The 23,376-nt window shown below is 66.7% G+C and carries 20 protein-coding genes; 6 read left to right on the top strand and 14 right to left on the bottom strand.

Features of this window, described 5'->3' with window-relative positions; translation table 11 throughout:
* Window positions 1–112 precede the first annotated feature (112 nt).
* The 4 genes from ahpC to WS64_RS21490 all read right to left on the bottom strand — a co-directional run bounded on the left by ahpC (window position 113) and on the right by WS64_RS21490 (window position 2,470).
* Window positions 113–676, bottom strand: coding sequence for an alkyl hydroperoxide reductase subunit C (gene ahpC / locus WS64_RS21505; RefSeq protein ID WP_011547973.1), 564 nt, complete (start codon window positions 674–676; stop codon window positions 113–115).
* A 229-nt stretch (window positions 677–905) separates the two neighbouring features.
* Window positions 906–1,271, bottom strand: coding sequence for a type II toxin-antitoxin system VapC family toxin (locus WS64_RS21500; RefSeq protein WP_060967650.1), 366 nt, complete (start codon window positions 1,269–1,271; stop codon window positions 906–908).
* On the bottom strand, window positions 1,265–1,483 hold the full coding sequence (locus WS64_RS21495; RefSeq protein WP_059639285.1) for a ribbon-helix-helix protein, CopG family: 219 nt from the start codon (window positions 1,481–1,483) through the stop codon (window positions 1,265–1,267). The genes WS64_RS21500 and WS64_RS21495 overlap by 7 nt, the downstream gene beginning before the upstream one ends.
* Window positions 1,484–1,573: 90 nt before the next feature.
* Window positions 1,574–2,470 carry a LysR substrate-binding domain-containing protein gene (locus tag WS64_RS21490; RefSeq protein WP_060967649.1) on the bottom strand — a complete coding sequence of 299 codons (897 nt, stop codon included), beginning with the start codon at window positions 2,468–2,470 and terminating at the stop codon, window positions 1,574–1,576.
* Window positions 2,471–2,649: 179 nt separating this feature from the next.
* Between WS64_RS21490 and WS64_RS21485 the strand changes: the two genes are divergently transcribed.
* From WS64_RS21485 to WS64_RS21475, 3 genes are read left to right on the top strand one after another with little or no spacing between them, the layout of a single operon-like run.
* Window positions 2,650–3,813: a branched-chain amino acid ABC transporter substrate-binding protein gene (locus WS64_RS21485; RefSeq protein WP_060967648.1), complete on the top strand. Its 1,164-nt coding sequence runs from the start codon at window positions 2,650–2,652 to the stop codon at window positions 3,811–3,813.
* Between the two features lie 25 nt (window positions 3,814–3,838).
* Window positions 3,839–4,363: an L-2-amino-thiazoline-4-carboxylic acid hydrolase gene (locus WS64_RS21480; RefSeq protein ID WP_060967647.1), complete on the top strand. Its 525-nt coding sequence runs from the start codon at window positions 3,839–3,841 to the stop codon at window positions 4,361–4,363.
* Window positions 4,356–5,606 carry a Zn-dependent hydrolase gene (locus tag WS64_RS21475; protein ID WP_060968534.1) on the top strand — a complete coding sequence of 417 codons (1,251 nt, stop codon included), beginning with the start codon at window positions 4,356–4,358 and terminating at the stop codon, window positions 5,604–5,606. Before WS64_RS21480 ends, WS64_RS21475 begins: the two co-directional genes overlap by 8 nt.
* Before the next feature lie 36 nt (window positions 5,607–5,642).
* Here the strand turns inward: WS64_RS21475 and WS64_RS21470 are convergent, their stop codons facing one another.
* The 10 genes from WS64_RS21470 to WS64_RS21425 all read right to left on the bottom strand — a co-directional run bounded on the left by WS64_RS21470 (window position 5,643) and on the right by WS64_RS21425 (window position 19,350).
* Entirely contained in the window at window positions 5,643–6,479 is an 837-nt protein-coding gene (locus tag WS64_RS21470; protein ID WP_060967646.1) for a c-type cytochrome, read from the bottom strand.
* A gap of 279 nt (window positions 6,480–6,758) precedes the next feature.
* A complete protein-coding gene (locus tag WS64_RS21465) occupies window positions 6,759–8,027 on the bottom strand; it encodes a hypothetical protein (protein WP_060967645.1) in 1,269 nt (422 codons plus the stop codon).
* A complete protein-coding gene (glmS, locus tag WS64_RS21460) occupies window positions 8,024–9,847 on the bottom strand; it encodes a glutamine--fructose-6-phosphate transaminase (isomerizing) (RefSeq protein WP_060967644.1) in 1,824 nt (607 codons plus the stop codon). Before glmS ends, WS64_RS21465 begins: the two co-directional genes overlap by 4 nt.
* 118 nt (window positions 9,848–9,965) lie before the next feature.
* Window positions 9,966–10,454 carry a hypothetical protein gene (locus WS64_RS21455; protein ID WP_059639292.1) on the bottom strand — a complete coding sequence of 163 codons (489 nt, stop codon included), beginning with the start codon at window positions 10,452–10,454 and terminating at the stop codon, window positions 9,966–9,968.
* Window positions 10,432–11,703, bottom strand: a complete 1,272-nt coding sequence (gene pgaC / locus WS64_RS21450) for a poly-beta-1,6-N-acetyl-D-glucosamine synthase (RefSeq protein ID WP_060967643.1) — start codon at window positions 11,701–11,703, stop codon at window positions 10,432–10,434. The genes WS64_RS21455 and pgaC overlap by 23 nt, the downstream gene beginning before the upstream one ends.
* Complete coding sequence (gene pgaB, locus WS64_RS21445; protein ID WP_060967642.1) at window positions 11,700–13,793, bottom strand: poly-beta-1,6-N-acetyl-D-glucosamine N-deacetylase PgaB; 2,094 nt, start codon at window positions 13,791–13,793, stop codon at window positions 11,700–11,702. Before pgaB ends, pgaC begins: the two co-directional genes overlap by 4 nt.
* Window positions 13,794–13,806: 13 nt before the next feature.
* Entirely contained in the window at window positions 13,807–16,419 is a 2,613-nt protein-coding gene (gene pgaA, locus WS64_RS21440) for a poly-beta-1,6 N-acetyl-D-glucosamine export porin PgaA (RefSeq protein WP_060967641.1), read from the bottom strand.
* A 52-nt stretch (window positions 16,420–16,471) separates the two neighbouring features.
* Window positions 16,472–17,230 (bottom strand): hypothetical protein, encoded by a 759-nt coding sequence (locus tag WS64_RS21435; RefSeq protein WP_060967640.1) that lies wholly within the window; start codon window positions 17,228–17,230, stop codon window positions 16,472–16,474.
* Between the two features lie 63 nt (window positions 17,231–17,293).
* Window positions 17,294–17,719, bottom strand: coding sequence for a hypothetical protein (locus tag WS64_RS21430; RefSeq protein WP_059639903.1), 426 nt, complete (start codon window positions 17,717–17,719; stop codon window positions 17,294–17,296).
* A gap of 635 nt (window positions 17,720–18,354) precedes the next feature.
* A complete protein-coding gene (locus WS64_RS21425) occupies window positions 18,355–19,350 on the bottom strand; it encodes a LysR substrate-binding domain-containing protein (RefSeq protein WP_059582392.1) in 996 nt (331 codons plus the stop codon).
* Between the two features lie 577 nt (window positions 19,351–19,927).
* Between WS64_RS21425 and WS64_RS21420 the strand changes: the two genes are divergently transcribed.
* The 3 genes from WS64_RS21420 to WS64_RS21410 all read left to right on the top strand — a co-directional run bounded on the left by WS64_RS21420 (window position 19,928) and on the right by WS64_RS21410 (window position 23,371).
* On the top strand, window positions 19,928–21,343 hold the full coding sequence (locus WS64_RS21420; protein ID WP_059582390.1) for a circularly permuted type 2 ATP-grasp protein: 1,416 nt from the start codon (window positions 19,928–19,930) through the stop codon (window positions 21,341–21,343).
* Window positions 21,344–21,407: 64 nt separating this feature from the next.
* The gene (locus tag WS64_RS21415) at window positions 21,408–22,349 is read left to right on the top strand and encodes an alpha-E domain-containing protein (RefSeq protein ID WP_059582387.1); all 942 of its coding nucleotides are present in this window, start codon (window positions 21,408–21,410) and stop codon (window positions 22,347–22,349) included.
* Between the two features lie 8 nt (window positions 22,350–22,357).
* Window positions 22,358–23,371: a transglutaminase family protein gene (locus WS64_RS21410; protein WP_060967639.1), complete on the top strand. Its 1,014-nt coding sequence runs from the start codon at window positions 22,358–22,360 to the stop codon at window positions 23,369–23,371.
* Window positions 23,372–23,376: the final 5 nt, after the last annotated feature.

The following is a 23,376-nucleotide window of genomic DNA, read 5'->3' as shown; positions in this document are numbered from 1 at the left end:
TTCGGATTCCGTATTGATTATGCTGGTCGGGCACGTCGTGCCGGAGGAGGGGCGGGCCGCGCGATGCAGGGCCCGCCGTCGCGCGCCTCGGGCGAGGCGCGCGGAGCGGTCGTCAGATCTTGCCGATCAGGTCGAGCGACGGGGTCAGCGTTTCCGCACCCGGCGTCCACTTGGCCGGGCACACTTCACCCGGATGCGCCGCGATGTATTGCGCGGCTTGCACCTTGCGCAGCAGTTCGCCTGCGTCGCGGCCGATGCCGTTGTCGTGGATTTCGCACAGCTTGATCTCGCCTTCCGGGTTGATCACGAACGTGCCGCGCAGCGCCATCCCTTCTTCCTCGATCAGCACGTCGAAGTTGCGCGACAGCGTGAGCGTCGGGTCGCCGACCAGCGGGTACTTGATCTTGGCGATCGTGTCCGACGTGTCGTGCCATGCCTTGTGCGTGAAGTGCGTGTCGGTCGACACGCCGTAGATTTCGACACCCAGCTTCTGGAATTCCGCGTAACGGTCGGCGAGGTCGCCCAGCTCGGTCGGGCAGACGAACGTGAAGTCGGCCGGGTAGAACACGACGACGGACCATTTGCCCTTGAAGTTCTCTTCCGAGACGGGCACGAATTCGCCGTTGTGGTAAGCGGTTGCCTTGAACGGCTTGATTTGGGTGTTGATGATCGGCATCTGGGTAATTCCTTTTTGTCAGTGGTGAGTGGAGTGTTGCCAGTATCCGGGTTCACCCTGTGTTTGTGAAATTGCTTGTTTCAATCCGGGGCATCGGGATTTTCTATCTGCTTCCGGCCCTTGATTGGGTGGGGAGGGAGAGCGGAGGGCGTTGATGCGGGCGCCCGCTCGGCATGAGGCGGGGTCGGGGAACGTGCTGGGAAGGCGTATGCGCTGGGCGTACGCCGGCTTAGATCTGATACGGCACGCGAACGCCGGGTTCGGAGGCGGGAAAGTCCTTCGTGTTGCGCGATACGAGCAGCAGACCGTTCACTTGCGCCGATGCCCACACGATCGCGTCGGGCAGGCGTATCCGGCGGTCCTCGCGAATCGTCACCGCGCGATTTGCAACCGTGCTGTCGAGTGCAATGACGTCGAACGACGAGAGCCATGCACGGATGGGTGCCTCGTCCCTTGCGGACGCCCCGGCGAGGATTTCCATCCACGTGATCATGCTGATTGCGCGATAGTCGTAGCGGCCTAACTCCGCACGGGCGGATTCCACGCCGCCCAGATAATCGATCAGGATGTTGGTGTCGAAAAGGGCTTTTACCATTCCGAGCGCAATTCCTCTTGATAGGCGAGCCCATCGATCGTGCGATTTTTCCAGAGACCGAAGACGTCGTCGGCAAGCCGGGGCTTGTTCAGGGCAATGTAGGCGTCGATCGCGTCACGAATGATGGCGGCGCGGGGACGGTGTTGAGTCTCGACGATGACGGCCAATGCGTCTAGTTGGCCATCCGACAGATCGACCAGAATCCGACCCATGGTAACCTCCGATATATGATATGCATATCATATATGCATACTTAAAAGTATGCAAGGCCCCGGCAGGACGACGCTGCAAGGAGCCCCCGCTCAAATCCCCGCCATCTTCCTCAACCATTCCGCCAGCCGCCGCGCCCCGTCCGGCATGTCCGCGTCCTCGCGCGTGCACAGGTAGTAGTCGCGCCCGTCGTCGAGCGCATGGTCGAACAGTTGCACGAGTTCGCCGTTCGCCAGTTCGCGCTGGACCAGCGGCGCGCGCAGCAGCGCGGCGCCGAGGTCCGCGCGCGCCGCGCTCAGCGTGAGCTGGCCATCCTCGAACATCGGCCCCACCGCATGCGACACGTGCCGCACGCCGGCGCCCTGCAGCCAGTTGACCCACGTGCTGCGATCCTCGTCGTGCACGAGCGGCGCGCGCGCGAGATCGGCCGGCGTGCGGAACGGCCCGTGACGCTTCAGGAACGACGGGCTGCACATCGGCACCATCGCGCCCGGCAGCAGCCGCTCGCAGCGGTAGCCGGGCCAGTCGCCGGTGCCGAAGCGGATCGACAGGTCCGATGCATCGCTTCGGTAGTTGCGGTGATGCGCGTACAGCACCGTGACGTCGACATCGGTGTTGTCGGCCAGGAACGCATGCAGCCGGGGAATGAACCAGCCGATGCCGAGCAGCGGAATCAGGCTGACGGTGATCTGGCGCAGCGACGAACGGTCGCGCACGAAGCGCGTCGCGCTGCGCAGCACCGAGAAGGCCGCGCTGATCGACCGGTAGTAGTCGCGCCCCTCGTCGGTGAGCGCGAGCAGCCGGCCTTCGCGCACCGTCAGCGGCGTCTGGATGAACGCTTCGAGCAGTTGCAGCTGATGGCTGACCGCCGACGGCGTGATGTCCAGTTCGCCCGCCGCCGCGGTGACGGAGCCCAGACGCGCGAACGCTTCGAACGCACGCACCGCGCGCAGCGGCGGATCGTTCGGCAATTGTTCGATATTTTTCATGTATCGAATTTTATCGAAAAATCAGGGTAAGCGACAACACAAAAATATCCTGTATTTACAGCGGCATACGGTAATGTGTCGAGAACGGTATAAGCATCCAACAATTGGGTATTTGGGGTTTGGTGGTTGAATATTTAATATTTTTCATGTTTATGATTCGATTCACCGATCCCTCGCACATGAAAATCGCTTTCCTCTCCGCCAGTCTCGCCTTCTCCGCGGCCGCTCTCGTCGCCGCCGTTCCCGCGTTCGCGCAGTCCGCGCAGACGGTCCTGATCGGCCTCGCCGCGCCGCTCACCGGCCCGTCCGCGCGAATCGGCAAGGATTTGCAGAACGGCGCGCAACTCGCGATCGACGACGCGAACGCCAAGCATCCAACCATCGGCGGCAAGCCGGTCGTCTACAAGCTCGTCGCGGCCGACGACCAGTCCGATCCGCGTACGGCCGTCGCGGTCGCGCAGCAACTCGTCGACCAGCACGTGATCGGCGTCGTCGGTCACTGGAACACGGGCTGCAGCGTGCCGGCGTCGCGCGTGTACCGCGATGCGGGCATTCCGCAGATCGCGCCGGCCTCCACCGGCCATCAATACACGCAGCAGGGCTACGCGACGGCGTTGCGCATCATGGGTCACGACGATGCGGGCGGCCGCTTCACCGGTGCGTACGCGGTGAAGACGCTGAAGGCCACGCGCATCGCGGTGATCGACGATCGCACGTCGTTCGGCGCGGGGCTGGCCGACCAGTTCATCCAGGGCGTGCAGGCGAACGGCGGCACGATCGTCGATCGCCAGTACGTGAACGACAAGACCACCGATTTCAGCGGCGTGCTGACCGCGATCAAGGGCAAGCGCGCGGACCTCGTATTCTTCGGCGGCCTCGACGCGCAGGCCGCGCCGATCGCGCGCCGGATGCGCCAGCTCGGCGTGAACGCGCCGCTGCTCGGCGCGGGCGGCTTCGTGAGCCAGACCTTCCTGTCGCTCGCCGGCAAGGACGGCGACGGCGTGACGGCGCTCGAACCGGGCCTGCCGCTCGACCGGATGCCGGGCGGCAAGACGTTCGATGCGCAATACCAGGCGCGCTATCACGCGCCGATCGAGCTACATGCGCCGTTCGCGTACGACGCGGCCGCCACGCTGATCGCGGCCGCGCAGAAGGCCGGCACGACCCAGCCGGCGAAGCTCGTCGCGGCCGTTCGCGCGATCGACCGGCCCGGCGTGACGGGGCGCATCGCATTCGACGCCGAAGGCAACCTGAAGGACCCGGCCTTCACGATCTACCAGGTGCGCGGCGGCAAGTGGGCCGTCGTCGACGTGCTCGGCGGCTCGCGTACCGCCGTCAAGTAACGATAAAACGATCAGGACGATCCCCATGACCGAAGCGAACCCGACATCCGCCGCCGCACCCGAGGACACACGCCTCGGGATTCTCGCGCGGCGCCGCATCGAAGCGGAAATCATCAAGCCGATCTACGAGATCATGAAGCGCGAGTTCGGCGCCGAGCGCGCGCAGGCCGTGATCGCCGAAGCCGTGCGCGGCGCGGCCGTCGATGCGGGCCGTACGTTCGCCGCGCAGGAGCCGGACGGCACGAGCGTGAAGTCGTTCATCGCGCTGCAGGTGCTGTGGGAGAAGGACGATGCGCTCGACGTCGAGGTGCGGCGCGCGGACGACGCGCACTACGACTACGACGTGCATCGCTGCAGCTACGCCGAGATGTATCACGCGATGGGGCTTGGCGAGATCGGCCACCTGCTGAGCTGCGCGCGCGACAGCTATTTCATCCAGGGTTACGCGCCGGACATCGTGCTCACGCGCACCAGCACGATCATGCAGGGCGGCAAGCGCTGCGATTTCCGCTATGCGCTGCAACGCGCGCCGGAGCACGGCGATGCATGACGCTACCGTGACCATGCCGCGCGTCGACGGCGACCGTCTGTGGGCGTCGCTCGAACGGATGGCGCAGATCGGCGCGACGCCGAAGGGCGGCGTCTGCCGTCTCGCGCTGACCGATCTCGACCGCGAGTCGCGCGACCTGTTCGTGCAGTGGGCGCGCGACGCCGGCTGCACGGTGCGCGTCGATCGGATGGGCAACGTGTTCGCGCGCCGCGCGGGCCGCAATCCGGGCGCCGCACCCGTGATGACGGGCTCGCACGCCGATTCGCAGCCGACCGGCGGCCGCTACGACGGCATCTACGGCGTGCTCGGCGGGCTCGAGGTCGTGCGCGCGCTGAACGACGCGGGCATCGAGACCGAACGCCCGGTCGACGTCGTGATCTGGACCAACGAGGAAGGCTCGCGCTTCGCGCCGGCGATGGTGTCGGCCGGCGTGTTCTCGGGCGTCTATACGCTCGAATACGGGCTGTCGCGCACCGACGGCGCGGGCCGGTCGATCGGCGAGGAACTCGAACGGATCGGCTACGCGGGCACGGAGCCGGTCGGCGGCTATCCGGTGCACGCCGCGTACGAACTGCATATCGAACAGGGCGCGATTCTCGAACGGGCCGGCAAGACGATCGGCGTCGTGACGGCGGGGCAGGGGCAGCGCTGGTACGAGGTGACGCTGACCGGGGTCGATGCGCACGCCGGTACGACGCCAATGGAGTTTCGTCGCGACGCGCTGGTGGGCGCCGCGCGGATGATCTCGTTCGTCGACGAACTCGGCCGCCGTTACGCACCGGATGCGCGCGCAACGGTCGGGATGATCGAGGCGCGGCCGAATTCGCGCAATACAGTGCCGGGCGGCTGTTTTTTCACGGTGGAATTCCGGCATCCCGATGATGCGGTCCTCGACGAACTGGACGCGGCGCTGCGCGCGGAGCTCGCGCGCGTTGCCGACGAAACCGGCCTCGGCGTGCGAATCGAGCAGATTTTCACGTATGCGCCGGTGCCGTTCGCGCCCCGCTGTATCGACACGGTGCGCGACGCGGCCCGCGCGCTCGGGTTGTCGCACATGGACATCGTGTCCGGTGCGGGACACGACGCGTGCTATGTCGCGCGTGTCGCGCCGACCGGGATGATCTTCGTCCCGTGTGTGGACGGGCTGAGCCACAACGAGGCCGAAGCGATTACGCCGGAATGGGCGACGGCGGGCGCCGACGTGTTGTTGCGCGCGGTGTTGCGGAGCGCGCAGGAACCCTGAGCGCGACGAGTGCGGCCGGGCGGCGGAGCGCTCGCGTTACTTCCCCGCCTTGCGCCGTGCCATATACGCGAGATACGCGACGATCTGGTCGAGTTCGCGGTCGCTCAACTGTTCGGGCGGAAACGCCGGCATGCTGCGGCCCGGCCAGTCGCGTACCGACGCCGGGTTGCGGATGTAGCGGCGCAGTGCGGCGGGCTGGAAGTAGTCGACCGGATTCATCGGCGTGTTCAGGTCGGGGCCGGCGTGGCTGCTGCCCGCCCCGTCGATGCGATGGCACGCGAGACATTGCGTGACGAACAGCCGCTGGCCCGCGCGGGCCGGATCGTTCGCGGGCAACGCGGCATCGACGGCGAGCGACGGCCAGCGCGCGAGCGGCGACGATTCGATCGTGATGCGCACGATCTGGTACGGCCACTGTTCGCCACGCACCGACGACGCGTCCGGGCCGAGCCACACGAGATAGAACGGCCCCGCGCCGACCTGCTTGCCGGGCAGCTTCGGCCACGGATGGGCCGGATCCTCGATCGCGAGCCACGGGACCGCGCCGGCCGGCGCGCGGCGGCGCACGAGATCGAGCGGCAATTGCGCGGCGAAACCGTCGGCCGCGCGCGTTTCGAGCACGCCGTCGGCCGGCAGCGGCGTGTCGCCGAGCAGCGCGGCGAACGGCACCGCGCGGAACGTCATCGGCCGGCCGTATGCGATGTCGCGCGGCACGTGGATGTCGGTCGCGTCCGGACGCGCGAGCAGCGTCTGGCGGGTGAGGGCGCGGGCCGTGCCGTCGGTGTCGAGTTCGAGCGTGGACTGAGCCGACGCGCGTTGCCCGAGCAGGCAGACCGTCAGCAGCACGAGCGAAAACCACTGGCGCTTCAGCATTCGTTCTCCGGGAAGGGGCGTTCCGGCGGCGGCAGGCGGGGCGCCGCGGCCGATGGAAGGAATCGGGCGACAGTCTATCCGGTACGGGCGGCGCTGGCCAATTCGGCGCGCAAGGGCGCGGCGGTGATGACCGGACCGGCCCGCGACAGTGGGTCCGACCAACGGGGCGCCGCGTGGGCGAGGTGTCGTCATCGCGGTTCGGACCACGGAGGGAGAACGCTCACGGTGGCGACACGCGGTCTGCCCGCGTTCACGACATTGCGTGACCGGCCATCGTCGTCAATGACTCGAACAAGCCGCTTCGCTTTTCGGCATGGGTGTGCGTTGCGCTGGCTCGAAATCGGCTTCACGCATCCCCGACGGCGTCAGCGATACGAAATGCATCGCCGTGCCGCGCGCCGGGAAACCGGCGATGCCGGTCGAACCCCAAGGAATCGGCGAGCGTTGCACGCCGCTCACTGCAATGTTCGCCGGCCCAAGCGCGAGCGTCAGCAGCCGCCCGTCGCGGGTCGGCACATACGCGTGCGTGCCGGCGACACCGAGGTCCGATTCGCGCACCGACGCCGGCAGGCAATCGAGCGTCGCCGTGCGGCGGCCGTCCGGCGCGATCAGCATCGCGACGCCGCGATCGTCCGCCGTCGTCGTGACGACGATGAAACGGTCGATCTCCGGCACATAGGCGGCTGAATACACGTAGTACTGGATCGCGTCGTTCAGCGATCCGAGTTTTTCCAGCTTCGCTGTGATCGGATCGAACATCGCGTATTCGAGCGTCGCGTCCGTGCTGCCTTCGATGAACTTCTGCCACACGAGCAGCGCGTTGCGCGGCGAGCCCGCGATCACGGGCCACCACTCGCGGCGGCGCGGCGCGACCGCGACATGGTTCAGTACGCGCCCGGCCGCATCGTAGGTTTTCAGGTAGACACCGTTTCCGCTGCCGAGGTTGTCGACACCGCCGCCGTTGACCCAGTCGGCCGAATAGAACACGACGAAGCGGTCGCCGGCCGTCGCGACATGCCCCGAATGGCCGCCCGATTCGACGTCGTTCGGGTAGGGCTTGACCGGTTTCAGGTCGCGGCGGTAGACGCCGTAGCGCTGGCTGACTTCCTGCGGCGCGTTCCAGCCGTCCTCGAACGTGACGAAGATGTCGCCGCGCGCGTTTTGCGCGATCGACACGGGTTCCTGCGCCTCGGGGCGGCTGATGAACGTGCGCACGTGCAGCACGCGCGTCCCGCCGGGCAGCCATTCGCCGACGTACACGTCATGCGGCCAGTTGCCGCCGCGGAGCGCGCCGCGCGGCACGATGCCCGAGCTGCTGAAGAACACCCAGCGTTTGCCGTCGCCGGCGTCGGCCACGCCGATCCCGTGCATGAAGCGCCGCGGGTCGCCGCTGTCCTGCGGCGACGGGACGTTCGACACCGTGACCGTATGCACGATCGGCGCGCCGGCGAAGGCCGGCGGCGACGCCGTGCCGATGCCGCCGGCGCCGCAAACGGCAGCCGCGGCCAGCCGCACGACGGCCTGTACCGGGCGCGTTCGCCGCATCATTCGACGGTTACCGATTTCGCGAGGTTGCGCGGCTTGTCGACGTCGGCGCCGCGCGCGCAGCCGACGTGATACGCGAGCAGTTGCAACGGAATCACATTGACGATCGGCGACAGCAGGTCGCCCGATTCGCGCACGCGGATCAGGTGCGTGTCGCGGTCGGCGTCGATCTCGAGCTGACTGCCGGCCAGCACGTAAAGCCGGCCGCCGCGTGCACGCACCTCGGCCATGTTGGACTTCAGCTTCTGGAACAGGCGGTCGTCCGGCGCGATCGTGACGACCGGCATCGCGCTCGTGACGAGCGCGAGCGGCCCGTGCTTCAGCTCGCCGGCCGCATAGCCTTCCGCGTGGATGTACGACACTTCCTTCAGCTTCAGGGCGCCTTCCAGTGCGATCGGGAAATGGATGCCGCGGCCGAGGAACAGCGCGTTCTCGGTGCGCGCGAATTTCGTGGCCCAGCCCATGATCTGCGTTTCCAGCGCGAGCGCGTGGCCGATGCGCTCGGGCAGCGCGCGCAACTGTTTCAGGTGCGTCGCGACTTGCGCGGCATCGAGTCGGCCGCGCAGTTGCGCGAGCGTCAGCGTCAGCAAGAACAGCGCGACGAGCTGCGTGGTGAACGCCTTGGTCGACGCGACGCCGAGTTCGGCGCCGGCCCGCGTCAGGAACCGCAGTGGCGCGTTGCGCGCGATCGTGCTGGTCGCGACGTTGCAGATCGCCATCGACAAATCCTGGCCCATCGTGCGCGCCTGCTCGATCGCGCCGATGGTGTCGGCCGTTTCGCCCGACTGCGAGATGCCGACGACGAGCGTGCGCGGATCGGCCACCGTGTCGCGGTAGCGGTATTCGCTGGCGATCTCGACCTGGGCCGGCACGCCCGCGATGCTTTCGAGCCAGTACTTCGCCGTGAGGCCCGCGTAATAGCTGGTGCCGCAGCCGAGCAGCAGCACGCTTCTGACTCGCGACAGCAGCGCGCGCGTGCCTTCCGTCGCGTCGAACAGCGCCGGCGAGATCGTGTCGATGCCGTCGAGCGTGCTGTCGATCGCCTTCGGTTGCTCGAAGATTTCCTTCTGCATGAAGTGCTGGTACGGGCCGAGCGCGGCATCGTCCGCGCGCGCCTTCACTTCGCACAAAGGGCGCCGTGCTTCCTGCCCGCCCGCATCGACCACGGCGATGCGATCCGGCGTGATCAGCGCGACGTCGCCGTCCTCCAGGTACACGAAGCGGTCGGTCAGGTCGCCGAGCGCCGCGCAGTCGGACGCGAGGTAGTTCTGCTCGGCGCCGATGCCGATCACGAGCGGCGAGCCGGCGCGCGCGGCGACGAGGCGCTGCGGCTCGCGCGCGCCGAGCACCGCGATCGCGTACGCGCCGTGCAGCCGTTTGACCGCGCGCACCACCGCGTCGAACAGGTCGTCGCGATAGAGGCTGTGGATCAGGTGTGCGATGACCTCGGTGTCGGTCTGCCCGCGAAACGTATAGCCGCGTTGCTTCAGTTCGGCGCGCAGCGTGTCGTGGTTCTCGATGATCCCGTTGTGCACGACGGCGATCGTGTCGCCTGACATGATCGGATGCGCGTTCATTTCAGACGGCGCGCCATGTGTGGCCCAGCGCGTATGCGCGATGCAGGTTTGCGCTTCGAGGCCGAGCGTCAGCACGCGATCCTGCAGGTCCGTCACGCGTCGCAGCGTGCGTTCGCTGCGCAGGCGACCGTCGCCCTGAACGGCGATGCCGCACGAATCGTAGCCGCGATATTCGAGCCGGCTCAGTGCATTGACCAGTTGCGGCACCTGATTGTTCAGGCCGCTTGCTCCGACGATTCCGCACATGATTCACCTCGTCTCCAGGAAGTTTTCTGGCTGGCGCGCGATGCGCGGCAGCACGATGTCAGGAGCGGTGCCGCGTCGCACGGCAGCGTCGCGCGCGGCGCGGCACGTCTCCGGCGATCTATTCGCGGGGCTGCGGCCCGGCATGGGCGACCCATTCGATGCCCGAAATCGACCCGTTCGCATCGTGCGACGCGACGAGAATGCGCGTCGTGCGGCGCGCGCCGCGCCGGCGCTCGCTCGCGAACGCGGTCGGCGGCACCGAGCGCACCTTCACGCTGGCCGAGCGCCGCACTATCCTCGACACGCGCAGGCGATAGGCGAATGGATGCACGACGCGTCCCGCGATCAGCCACATGACGATCGTGCCGGCGATCAGCGCGATGCTCGTCACGTAGAACACGATCTGCTCGATCGGCATCTCGGCCTCGTTGAACGGCAGCAGGTAGCGGTACGTGTAGATGCAGATCGATGCCCATACACCGCCGACCAGCGCGGGCCGCACGAGGCGGAACCATGCGACGAGCACGGGCCCGACGATGCCGCCGCGTTCGGCGATCATGTCGCGCGGGGCGCGCAGGGAAAGGTCAATAATCGGCGCGTTCTTCATGTTGAATGCCTCGGTCGGGACTGACCCAAACGGCGCGCTTGCCGCGGCCCCGCAGCACGACGGCGGGCAGGGCGACGACGGTGGTGATCATGCTGATCAGCCAGAACGCGACGGGGTACCAGATGGTGTCAAGGAAGTACATCAGGAGTTTTTCGTCGTAACGACGATCGATCATGCTGCCGATGATCAGCTGCAGGATGCAGGTCGCGACCAGCAGCATCCCGTGCCAGTGCGGCACCACGGACACATGCCAGTTCGGCGGAAGCGGGTAGACGACGTCGATCAGCGCGAGCAGCAGGATGAACGACATCGAGTACGCCCACGCGATGCCGATCAGGTACTCGACGAACAGCGGCCACATCATCATCTGCGTGGGCCGCATCAGCGTGCCCGCGTACTTGAGCAGCACCTGGATGCCGCCCTTGGACCAGCGCAGCCGCTGCCGGTAGAGCCCCTTGATCGTCTCGGGCATCAGGATCCAGCTGAGCGCGTGCGGCTCGTACACGACGCGCCAGTCGCGGCACTGCAGCTTCCAGCTGATGTCGATGTCCTCGGTGAGCATGTCCGAGCTCCAGTAGCCGACGTCGGCGAGCGCGGTCTTGCGGAACATCGTGATCACGCCCGATACCGTGAAGATGCGGCCGTATACCTGCTGCGTGCGCTTGATCAGCCCGACGATCGACGAGAATTCGCCGACCTGCATGCGGCCGAGCAGCGACGTGCGCGTGCGGATGCGCGGGTTGCCGGTCACCGCGCCCACGCCCGGGTCGGTCAGGAAATGTTCGAGCATCCAGCCGATCGCGTCGTGCGCGAGCAGCGCGTCGCCGTCGATACAGAGCAGGTATTCCGCGTTGGATACCGCGGCCGCGGTCGTGAGCCCGACCGCCTTGCCTTCGTTGCGCGCGTGATGGATCACGAGCAGCCGCGGGATCTCGACGGCCAGCTCGTTGAGGATCTCGCCGGTGCGATCGTTGCTGCCGTCGTTGACCGCGATGATGTCGTAGTTCGGATACTGCATCCCGTTCAGATGGGCGATCACGCTGCGCGCGTTCGCGGCTTCGTTGAAGCAGGGCACGACGATCGACACCTTCGGAATGCCGCTCGACGCGATCGTGCGCGTCGATAGCTCGCGGCCTTCCTCGAGCAGGAAGTAGTGCACGACGCCGCCGATCATCCACAGATACGACATGAAGAACGGATAGTAGAAGACGAAATCCTGCAGGCGCTGGATCAGGCTATGGGAGGTCATGGCGTCTTGGTTCCCCGCGATTGCTGCATCTGCATCAGCGCGTTGATGGAGGTTGGGTCGAGGCGCGACTTCAGCGACATCACGTCGCGCATCGCGTCGAGCTCCGGCTGGCCGGTCAGGAAATTGTCGGGGTAGTAGCCGAAATTCACGGCGCCCTCGCTGCGCAGCCGCCGCATCTGCGCGAGCAGCGTGCTGGCCGGCACCGCCTTCTGCCCGCGCCAGTCGTACGACTGCAGTTCGAACACGGTGCGCTGCAGCCCGCGCTGCTTCGCGCGCACCGCCTTCACGAGCTGGTCGAGCCAGCCTTCCGGGTCCTTCGCCTGTTCCATGTACGGCATGGCCATCAGCGCGACGTAGTCGTAGGCGGCGATGAAATCGTCGTAGTTCTGCGCATACCACGCTTCCGATTCGGGCTTGAGCACCGGCATCGCGAAGATGTTGCGCGCGGTCAGCACGTCGCCGGCGTTCTGGTGGGCCAGCACGATCTGTTCGAGCTGCCGGGTCATGTCGATCAGGTAGCGCGTCTTCTGGCGCGTCCAGCGCTTCATCAGGTCGGGGTTCTCGCGGATCTTGCCGACGTCGGCCGGCAGCCCCCATTGCGAATAGGTGCGCAGCGCATGCCGGCCCGCATCCTCGTAGTCGTCGAGCACGGCGTCGTCGCCGAACAGGATGCCGCTGAACGACGCGTGCTTGCTGAGATCCTCGTAGACCTGCTGGATCATCAGCCGCGCATCGGGATCGAACGGGCTCAGCCGGAACATGCGCGCGCCGTTCTCGCGGGCCGGCGCGCCGCCGTAGGCGCTGACGGCTTCGAGCGCGCGCAGCTTGTCGGCCGGCGGCCGGAACGCAAGCACCGGCATCCACGCGTATACCTGCACGTTGGACCGCGTGTTGAGCTGCCACGCGGCACGCGAGAACAGGTCGGAACGCATCGGCAGATGCCGGTTCGGGAAATACACCGCTTCGGCCACGCCCGTGCCCTTCGGGTCCGCATACGCCTGCAGGTATACCGATTTCGGCTGCATCCGGTAGATGCGCTCGATCAGCTTGCCGAGATTCGCTTCCTGCCGCGCGGGATCGGGGTCGTAGACCTGGTCGAGATCGACCTGCACGGTACGCTCGGGCATGTCGACGTCGCCGCGGTTCGACGCCGGCTCGCGCATTGAGCGCTCGAACCCGCCGATATCGACGTCGTACATCATCAGGATTCGTCTGAGCCGGTCGAGCGGCACGTCCGGCGTATTCGGGCCGGCATCGAGGCTGAACTGGACGTCCATGCCGAGCGATGTCGAGATCTGGCGCACGGGCTGGTTTTCCGCGCCGTACGGCCACACCATCGAGCGCGCGACGATGCCGGTGCGTTCGCGGATCCGCCGCACGCAAGTCTGCAGGTCATCGTGCACGCGGGCGTGGAATTCGGCGTCGGTTTCATAGCGCTTCTGGTCTTGCAGGTACAGGTGCGACGTGGTCGCCGGCAATTCGTTGCCTTGCGGATTCGCGATCGCGCCATGATGCAGATTGTGGGTGTGGCAGCCGAGCTCGACGAATTCCGACTGCCCGAGCTTCTTCACCTCGTCCCACGACAGGAAGTAGTCGCGCGGCACCTGAACCTTGTCGCTGATGCGGATCGGCGTATCCGGCGGCGTGTCGATCCACGCGGTGACGAGGCCCATCACGGCCGGATACTTGAAGCGCTCCAGCAGCGGCAGCACCTTCGTGTAGTGGCTGCGAAAGCCGTCGTCGAACGTGAGCAGCACCGAGCGCGGCGGCAGCGGCTTGCCGCCGCGCCGCGACGCCTCGATCTGCTTGACCGTGATGGTGTGGTAGTTGTTGGTCTGCAGCCACGAGAAGATCGCGGTCAGCGTACCGGTATCGACCGCGAACGGATCGATGATCGCGGTCGGCGACGAAAACGACGCCATCAGGTTGTCGCGCACGTCGTGCAGGCAGATCACGCGAAACGTCTTGCCGTCGGCCGGGTCGGACGGCGGCAGCAGGTCGATCATCTTGGCGCCGCTCACGCCCGGGAACAGCGAACAGGCGGCAAACGTGCCGAGGCATCCGCACATGAAGGTCCGTCTGGATTGCATTCAGGGCTCCTTTCTAAAACGGCAGGTTGAGCGACAGGAAGCCGGTTTCGGAGCGCTCGCGCTGGCCGTCGTACGCGTGGCTGCTGACCTCGACGCCGTAGCTCAGCGTGATGTCGTGCTTGAACGTCCACGCGTGCTCGATGCGCGCACTCCACAACGGGCTGGTGCCGAAGCCGCGCTCGTTGTACGCGCCGCCCGACACCGACACGCGCTGTCGCAGCCCGAGGTCGCCCTTCTTCCACAGCGTCAGTTGATGCATGACGGTCGCCGCGGCCGCGTAGTCGCGACCGGGGCTGAAGTAGGGCGCGTCCCGCCGCGTGTTGCTGTCCGTGCCCAGGTTCAGCGAGACGTTGACGAGCTGGTTCGCGGACGTATACACGCGCTGCGTGGCGGTCGCCGCGATCTCCTGGTGCAGGTTCGAATCGCTGTAGCGGCTCACGCCGTAGCTGAGCTTGACTTCGCGCCGGTCGTTCTGGCGATACACGACCTCGACGTTCGCGGAGCGGCCCCAGATGTGCGCGGCATACGCTTTCCACGGCAGCGAGTTGTCGTTGGTGTCGAGCCCGGCGCTGACCGTCCAGTAGTCGTTCAACGCGTACGCGATCGTCCCGCGGCCGCCGGTTCGGCCGTCCCCGCCCATCGAGCGCGTGACTTCGCCGAGCACGGTGAGCGGCCCGTGCCGGTAGTCGCCGCCGATGCCGGTGCGCGTGCGGCTGAGGTTGCCGTCGTCGGTCTGCGCGAAACCGTAGAACGTGTGCGAAAACACGCGCCAGTTGTCGCCGAACGGTTGCGAATACACATAGCTGTCCGACGTGAAGCTGTTGTTGGCCAGCGCGCTGTTGCCGTGCTCGAAGCTCAGGTCGGTCGTGAACACCGGGCTGCGGTATGCGTTGTAGTCGCGCTTGAAGCTGCGCACCGCACCGCTGTCCGGGAACGTGTTGCCGAGGGTCTGGTCGACGGTTTTCGCGGTCGCGTAATCGTCCGCCGTGAGCGATGCGCGGCCGAGGCCCGCGAGCATCTCGACGCTGTCCGGGTGATCGGTCAGCGACGCGCGATACATCGAGATCGCCTGGCGCGGATGCGATTGGCCCGACACGGCGTCGGCGTGCGCGGCGCGCACCTCTGCGTTGAACGGCACCTCTTTCTCGAGCTGTTCGAGCGCGGCGATCCCTTCGTTCACGTGACCCGTGAAGATCAGGTATTGCGCGCGCAGCCGGTAGTAGCGCAGATAGTCGCTTTCTCCCGGGCCGACGTTGGTCACCTGCCTGGCAGGCGGCAGCGACTTCTCCATGTCGTCGAGCACCTGCTTCGCTTCCGGCGCGCGTGCCTGGTCGACGTACGACCAGAACAGCCCTTCCTGCAGCTCGATCGGGCGCGTGCGCGAGCCGTACTGGAAGCCGCGGGTCGCGCGATCGGTCGGCGAGGCGGTGGCCTGTTTCAGCGCGCGCGCGTACACGGCGTTCGCCTTGGCCGGCTCGCTCAGGTACAGGTATGCATCGCCGACGGCCGCCAACGCGTCGATCGAGATTTCCGCGCTGGACGGAATCGTCTCGAACGTCGCGACGGCCGTTTTCATCTCGCCGCGTGCGGCAAGGGCGACGACCCGGTCGCCCGCGAGGGCGGTGCGGACCGGGGTGTACTCGGGTGTCGCGGGTATCCGCTTGTCGAGGTCGTCCGCCGCGCGCAGCGCGTCGTCGATTCCATCGAAGCGGTCCGAACTCGTCATCGAGCGCGACTTGTCGCGTCCGCCGCGCACCTGCTGGCGAATCGACAGCTCTTCCAGTTGCGCGATGTCGACGGCGGAGAACGCATCGGGCCGGGCCTTCGCTTCGTCGAGCGCCTTGACCGCGCCGCCGCTCGCCGCGAGGCCGAACACGTCGTTGCGTACCGTCTCGACGTCGGCGGTGCGGAGATTCGGCGCCCGCGCATTCGGCGCTTCGACGTCGGGTCCCTGCGATCGCTGGGTCGGCTCGCCGGGGAGCTGGGCGCCGGGCGTCTGTGAATTCGGCGGCTGGGACGACGGCAGTTGCGCGCCCGGCGTCTCGGTCGCAGGCGTGGGCGAATTCGGCATCGGTGTGCCGGATGCCTGCGCGGTGAGCGTCGGCATGGTCGGCGCGGCCGGCGGTGCGGTGGTCACGGGTCGCGCGGGCTGCGGCGGTGCATCCGACGTTCGCGCGCGCGGCGCCGACGTATCCGGCGGCGGGGTGTCGAATGCCTGCGCAAGCAGCATCGACGCGTTCGGCGATGCTGCGACCGGCGCCGGTGCGCTTGGCTGCGCAGCATCGGGGTCCACCACGACCGTGGTCGGCATCGCCGGGTTCGGCGCCTGCGCGATCTGCAGCGACGCATCCGAGGCCCGCGCGATCGGCGTGGTCGCAAGCGGGGGCTGCGTGCCCGAATCCTGCGCGGCTTGCGTCGACGCGCCCGTTGGCCGCAGGTCGAGTGGCAGCGCATCCGGCGCGCCGCGGGATCCGGCGATCTCGCTCGTGCCGCGCGGTTCCGCGTCGCCTTCGGCGGAAAGACACGGGCCGGACGCGACGAGCAGGCACAGCAGCGGCGCGTGCAGGAGGATCCGCCGGGTCGGCGGAGCGACGGTGGTGCATTGTTGGTGACGATTGTTGGCCACGGTGTCTCCTCACTTTGAAACGATCACGTCGATTGCACGCCCGAGGGCCGGTTCACAGGCGGTTGCGGATCGCCTGTCCTAGCAGTGCGCGCGATTCGCTGTTCGTCGGGTCGATGGCGAGTGCTCGGCTCGCGTTCTGCTCCACGCAGCTCCATTCGTCGATCTCTGCGCACCGGCGCGCCTTGGCCAGAGCGCGGGCGCCTTCCAGCTCATCGTGCGTGACGCGGGCGGTCTCCATGTACGGCGTGCCGGCGAGGCTCGACTGCGGCTGCCGTTTCGTCGCGGGGTCGGGGTGTTTTCTCGTGCGTGCCAGCGCCTGCGAGCGTGACGTCCGGTGCGCATCGCCGGGGCGCGCCGTGCGACTGCCGGTCGACGCCGCGTGCGGGCTCGCCGCGAGCTTCGTCGGCGGCACGTGCGCGGCGCGCGGTGGGCTCGTGTCGGAGCGGGCCGTCGCTTGCGGCGGCACGGCCGGTTCGGCCGGCGCCGACACGGCGGGCGCCGTCGAGGCGGACGGCGGAACCGGCCCGGCCTGCGCGATCGTCGACGTCGAGCCGGCGGGCGCCGCTGTTCGGGACGAGCCGCCCGTCGCCGCGACGATGAGCTGGCGGTACTTGCCCACGACGTTGCCGATCACGCCGGCGATATCGTGCGTCACGCTCGCGTGGCCGATCCTCGTGTCTCGCTCGACGTACGCGAACGCGCCGAAGATCGCGGCAAATGCAGCGACGCTGAGCGCCGCATTCCTTCCCGGACCCCACGAGGGTTTCGGCTGACGGTCGGGCGAGTCGTCCGGTCGTTCTGGACGGGGCATTCAAGTCTCCTGGATTCGATGCGTTCCATGAATGACGCGATCGGAGCGGGGCGGTGCGACGTTTCACCATCGCAACTGCGTCGTGAGCGTACCCGTCTCGACGATCGCGAACTGGGTTGCTCCCTGATAGGTCCCTTCGACCCGGTAGCTCGCGTCCGGCACGCTGAACAGGCAGCGCGATCCCGATGCATTGAATTCGACGAGCACGCGCCCATGCCGGCGCAGGCGCACCTGTACGTTGGAGAGCGGCTGCCCGGTGCTCTCCGACACGAACGACACGCCCAGGTTGTACGGGCGCCCGTCAGGGGGAAGCGGCGCGGTGCCGTCGATCCGCGCATCGCCGCAGATATACGAAATCACGTACCGGTTTGCCCCCGGACCGGACGCCGGCGGCGAGGCCGCCGATGTCTGAGCCATGGCGTTCATGCAGAGCGTGGAGAGCACGACGCTCAGGAAAGGGCGAGCCTGCTGTCGAAGCGAAGGTGACATTCCAATCTCCCGTCCGGAATCGATGACGCGCATCGACTCGGAGTCGAATTTGCCAACGTTCTTTTTGCGACACGCTATTGATACACGATGGCTTTTGAACCAACAACCGCGTGTGACCCGAATGGGACGAGAGCGAAAGATCCTATCTAAATAGGATAAGGAGAGATTGGTAAGGATGTCTTAATTCTGAATAAAGTCGATATTCCCGGACATGAAAATTGCTCACCGGTAGCGATGATCGAGCACGCTTTGAATCACGTCGGAGGTATCGACGTTCGTGCCGAAAAATAACGACTGATAAAAGAAACTGTTGCGCCTGTATTCAAGCAAAATCGATGAATGTTCGGATACAGAGCGTATGTCGCGAAATGAGAGTGCGACGTTTTTGATCATTCCGGCTGTTACAGGTAAATAGAAACTTGTGTAACAAGGTATTTCTGTCTGGAAATTCGGGCTGAATATTCTTACTTAATACGGAAAGCAGTAAAAAGTACGACATGGATTCGCAAACGTTTGCGTTTTGATGGCGGCGGATTGCGGACAGGTAAGGGATTTTATGGAATCCGGCGGATTATCGATTGCTGTCGAAAGAATACGCATGCGCGCCATGGATATCCACGGCGCGAACACGGCATTCAGCGGCTGCCGCCCGCGCTTCGTCGCGCGCCGCGCATTGCCGGCGCGGCCGCCTCTTCGGTGCCGATCGCCGCGTCGAGCGCCGTGCGCGGCCGGTTCATGATGTAGGCCCACAGCTGCTCGGCCGCGAGCCCGCGCTTGCGCGCCGATCGATACAGGCGGATTTCGAGTTCGGTGATCCAGTCGCCGGTGCCGGCGCAGACGAGCGTGCCGTCCGCGAGCTCTTTCGCGACGCAGCTTTCCGGCAGCCAGCCGATGCCGTGCCCGGCCACGACCATGCCTTTCAGCGCCTCGGACATATGCGTCTCGAAACACCGGTGCAGCACATACGGCTCGGTCGCGTTCAGCAGCAGCATCTCGACGATGTTGCCGAGAAAGGCGCCCGACGAATACGCGAGCAGCGGCAGCGGCGCATCGGGCGTGCCGGGCAGCTGGAACACCGGCTTGCCGCGCGCATCGGGCGACGACACGGGCAGGATCCGTTCGACGCCGAGGCTGACGAACGGAAAGTGGTTCGGATCGAGCACGATCGGCAACTGCGGATGGTGATAGCCGAGCAACAGGTCGCATTCGCCTTCGACGAGCTGCTGCACGCCTTCCGGCACGTTCACCGCATTGACGCGCGCGGTCACGTGGCCGACCTCGCTGTTGAGCTGCTTGAGCCATTCCGGAAACAGCGTGAACACGAGCGTATGCGCGACGGCGAAGCGCACGACCTGGTCGCTGGCCGCGAACTGGTCGTAGCCGTTCACGAGATTGCGCGCCGCATACATGCTGCGCAGGATGTCCGCGGCGAGCCCGCGGAACATCTGGCCGGCCGGCGTCAGTGCGATCGGATTGATGCTCCGGTCCACCAGCTTCGCGTCCATCCAGGTTTCGAGAGCCGCGATTCGTCTACTGAACGCCGATTGCGTCAGGTGCCGATGACGCGCGGCCCGGGAAAAGCTCTTGGTATCCGCCAGGCTCAGGAAATCTTCCAGCCACTTTGCTTCCATTTCGATCTTCGCTTTTTATAGTCGGGCGCCTGAAAGGGGGCGCCGTCTGCTGCGCAAACGTTCTAGCGTACCGCGCATCGCGCCGGTCGGGCCGATGTTTTTTTTCGATCGGTGTCAGTCGAAATATGCATGGGCGTTGTCGGCGGGATTACGGCTGCATAGCGTTGAGGGGCCGGACCGAGTTAACCGGACAGTTCATCGCGTCGGACTGTCCGGGCCGCCGGGTCGGCGCTTCCCCCGGGCCGGCTGCGCCGTGTGCGTGCCGGCCCGCCCGCGCGGGCCGGTGCCCGCCTCGTCGCTTTTGGTGCAGTGCAGATTGCACATCCGTGACACGCGGGAGAACTATGTTCGTCGGATGCGGCGCAGCATCGGCCATGCGCGTCGGCGGCGCACCGCGAGTGCGCGCCGCGTCGGCGATGCACCGTTGTGGTGCGAAACGTGGCGCGGGCGTGCCCGGCGCGGCGCAAAAACAGGGGGATATCGACGGGAGCGGACACGGCACGTTCCTTGCAAAGCATTGGTTACGCCGGTCCGGCATGCGCAATGCCGGGGAAAACGATCGATGGAGAAAAAATCGATGAAGCCATTCGATGAAATGCTGCAATCCGGCGACATGGTAAGGGCGCCTTACGCGCGCCTGAAGCAATGGCTCGACACGCAGAATCCCGCGAGCCTCGCCCAGAAGGCCCACGATGCGGAAGGCGTGTTCCGCAAGACGGGCATCACGTTCGCCGTCTACGGCGACGCGGAGGCCGCGGAGCGGCTGATTCCGTTCGACATCGTCCCGCGCATCATCTCGGGGGCGGAGTGGAGCCGGCTGTCGCTCGGCATCGAGCAGCGCGTGATGGCGCTCAACGCGTTCCTCGACGACATCTACCACCGCCAGGAAATCGTGCGCGCCGGCATCGTGCCGAAGCACCTGATCGCGCACAACGACGCGTTCATCCCGGAGATGATCGACTTCCGGCCGCCCGGAAACGTTTACACGCACATCATCGGCGTCGACATCGTGCGCACCGGCGAGAACGAGTTCTACGTGCTGGAGGACAACGCGCGCACGCCGTCCGGCGTGTCGTACATGCTGGAAAACCGCGAAACGATGATGCAGCTCTTTCCGGAGCTGTTCCAGCAGGTGAAGGTGCGCCCGGTCGAAACCTATCCGCAGATGCTGCGCCAGTCGCTCGCGGCCGTGTGCCCGCCGGGCGGCAACACCGACAACCCGACCGTCGCGGTGCTCACGCCCGGCATCCACAATTCCGCGTACTACGAACATTCGTTCCTCGCCGACCAGATGGGCGTGCACCTCGTCGAGGGCAGCGACCTGCAGGTGATCGACGGCCGCGTCGCGATGCGCACGACCGAAGGCTTCCAGCCGATCGACGTGCTGTATCGCCGCGTCGACGACGCGTTCCTCGATCCGCTCACGTTCCGCCCCGATTCGGTGCTCGGCGTGGCCGGCATCATGGACGTGTACCGCGCGGGCAACATCACGATCGCGAACGCGCCCGGCACCGGCATCGCCGACGACAAGGCGATCTACTCGTACATGCCGGAGATCGTCGAGTTCTACACGGGCCGCAAGGCGCTGCTGGAGAACGTGCCGACCTGGCGCTGCGGCGAGGCCGACAGCCTGAAGTACGTGCTCGAGCACCTGGACGAACTGGTCGTGAAGGAAGTGCACGGCTCGGGCGGCTACGGGATGCTGGTCGGGCCGTGCGCGTCGAAGGCCGAACTCGACGCGTTTTCCGCGAAGCTGCGCGCCCGTCCCGCGAACTACATCGCGCAACCGACGCTCGCGTTGTCCACGACGCCGATCCTGACCGACGCCGGCCTCGCGCCGCGCCACGTCGACCTGCGGCCGTTCGTGCTGGTGTCGGACCGGATCCGCATCACGCCGGGCGGGCTCACGCGCGTCGCGCTGAAGGAGGGATCGCTCGTCGTCAACTCGAGCCAGGGCGGCGGCACCAAGGACACCTGGGTGCTGGCCGACTGAGCCGGACGCGACCGCGCGCGCCGGAGCCGGCGCGCGAACCGAACGAAGACGGAGTGGACACGAGATGCTTCTGGGACGTACTGCAAGCGGGCTCTACTGGATGTACCGCTATATCGAACGCGCGGAGAACATCGCGCGCATCGTCGATGCCGGGCTGCGGATGGCGCTCACGCGCACGGCCGACGCGCCGGCCGAATGGTCGTCGGTGCTCGTCAGCTCGGGCGCCGACGACGGCTATCGGCAGAAATACGACGCGTACGCGGCCGATACCGTGACCGACTACCTGCTGCGCGACCGCGACAACCCGTCGAGCGTGCTGTCGTGCATCGAAGCCGCGCGCTCGAACGCGCGGATGGTGCGCACGGCGCTCACGCGCGAGGCGTGGGAAAGCGTGAACGGCGCGTGGCTCGCGCTGCGCCGCGCGCTCGCGCAGCCGGTGCCTGAAAGCGAGCTGCCGGCCGTGCTCGACGAAGTGAAGCGCGAAACCGCGCTGATCCTCGGCAGCTTCTACAGCACGATGCTGCGCAACGAGATCTTCGATTTCGCGCAGATCGGCGCATTCATCGAGCGCGCCGACAACACCGCGCGGATCATCGACGTGAAGTACCACCTGCTGCTGCCGTCGGTGTCGCACGTGGGCACGATCCTCGACAACTACCAGTGGGAGACGATCCTGCGCTGCGTGGCCGCGCATCGTTCGTACCGCTGGGTGTACGACGTGCAGTACAAGCCGCTCAACATCGCGGACTACCTGATCCTGAACGGCCGCATGCCGCGTTCGCTGCGCTATTGCTACGGGCGCGTCGTGTCGAGCCTGAACCTGCTCGCGAAGGATTACGGCGTGACACACCCGTGTCACGACACGGCCACGAAGATCCTCCAACTGCTGTCCGATACCTCGGTCGAGCGGATCTTCAAGAGCGGCCTGCACGAATTCCTGACCGACTTCATCGGCCGCAACAACAGCCTCGGGCTCGAAATCGCCCAGGCTTACAACTTCGACTGAGGCTTGCCATGCGACTCGCCATTCGACACATTTCGCGTTATCGGTTCGACGATCAAGCCAGCCATGCGCTGCAACGGCTGCGGCTGCGCCCGCAATCCGGCCCCGGGCAGACGGTGCGCGCGTGGCAGGTCACGATCGACGGCGTCGAGCCGACGCTGTCGTACGCCGACGGGCTCGGCAACCGGATCGACCTCGTGCGCCACGATCGCGGCGCGAAGGACGAGATCGTGGTCGTGGCGGCCGGCGTCGTCGAGACGCAGGACCGCGCGGGCATTCTCGGCAATTCCGAAGGCTATGCGCCGCCGTGGATCTTCGAGCGCGAGACCGCGCTCACGAAGGCGGGCGACACCGTGCGCGCGCTCACGGACGCGCTGCCGATCGAGCCGCACGGTCTCGACGCACTGCACTGGCTGATGACGGAAGTGCACGGCCGCATCGCATACGCGCCGAACCTGGCGACCGATGCGCCCGTCGATGCGGAAACCGCGCTGCAAAGCGGCGAGGGCACGAGCCGCGACCATGCGCACGCGTTCATCGCGGCCGCACGCGTGCTGAAGATCCCCGCGCGCTACATCTCGGGCTACGTGTTGGCCGACAGCGCGATGCAGCGCATCGCCGATTCGAAGCAGCATGCGGGCGACGTCGAGGAAGAGGCGGCGCTCGCGCTGCAGAGCGGCGACGGCATGCAGCAGGCGCTCGGCGCGTCGCATGCCGCGCAATCGCAGTCGCAATCGCAGTCGCAATCGCAATCGCAATCCCAAGGGCAGCCGCAGGCGGCGCTCGGCGCGCAGCCGCAAGCCGCGTCGCTGACGCAGCAGCCGGCCGGCCATGCATGGGCCGAGGCCTATGTCGAAGGGCTCGGCTGGGTCGGCTTCGACCCGTTCATGAACCGTTGCCCGGACGAACGCTACGTGCGCATCGCGGTCGGCCTCGACCATCGCGACGCGCAGCCGGTGACGGGGCTCGGTGCGACGGCCGTCGCCGTCGAGATCAGCGTCGTGCAGTCGCCGGAACTCGTCTGACCGGC

Origin of the sequence: Burkholderia anthina (genome assembly GCF_001547525.1) — a bacterium.
Classification (GTDB): domain Bacteria; phylum Pseudomonadota; class Gammaproteobacteria; order Burkholderiales; family Burkholderiaceae; genus Burkholderia; species Burkholderia semiarida.
The sequence above is the reverse complement of the archived record's forward strand: the minus strand, read 5'-3'. Positions and strand labels throughout refer to the sequence as shown.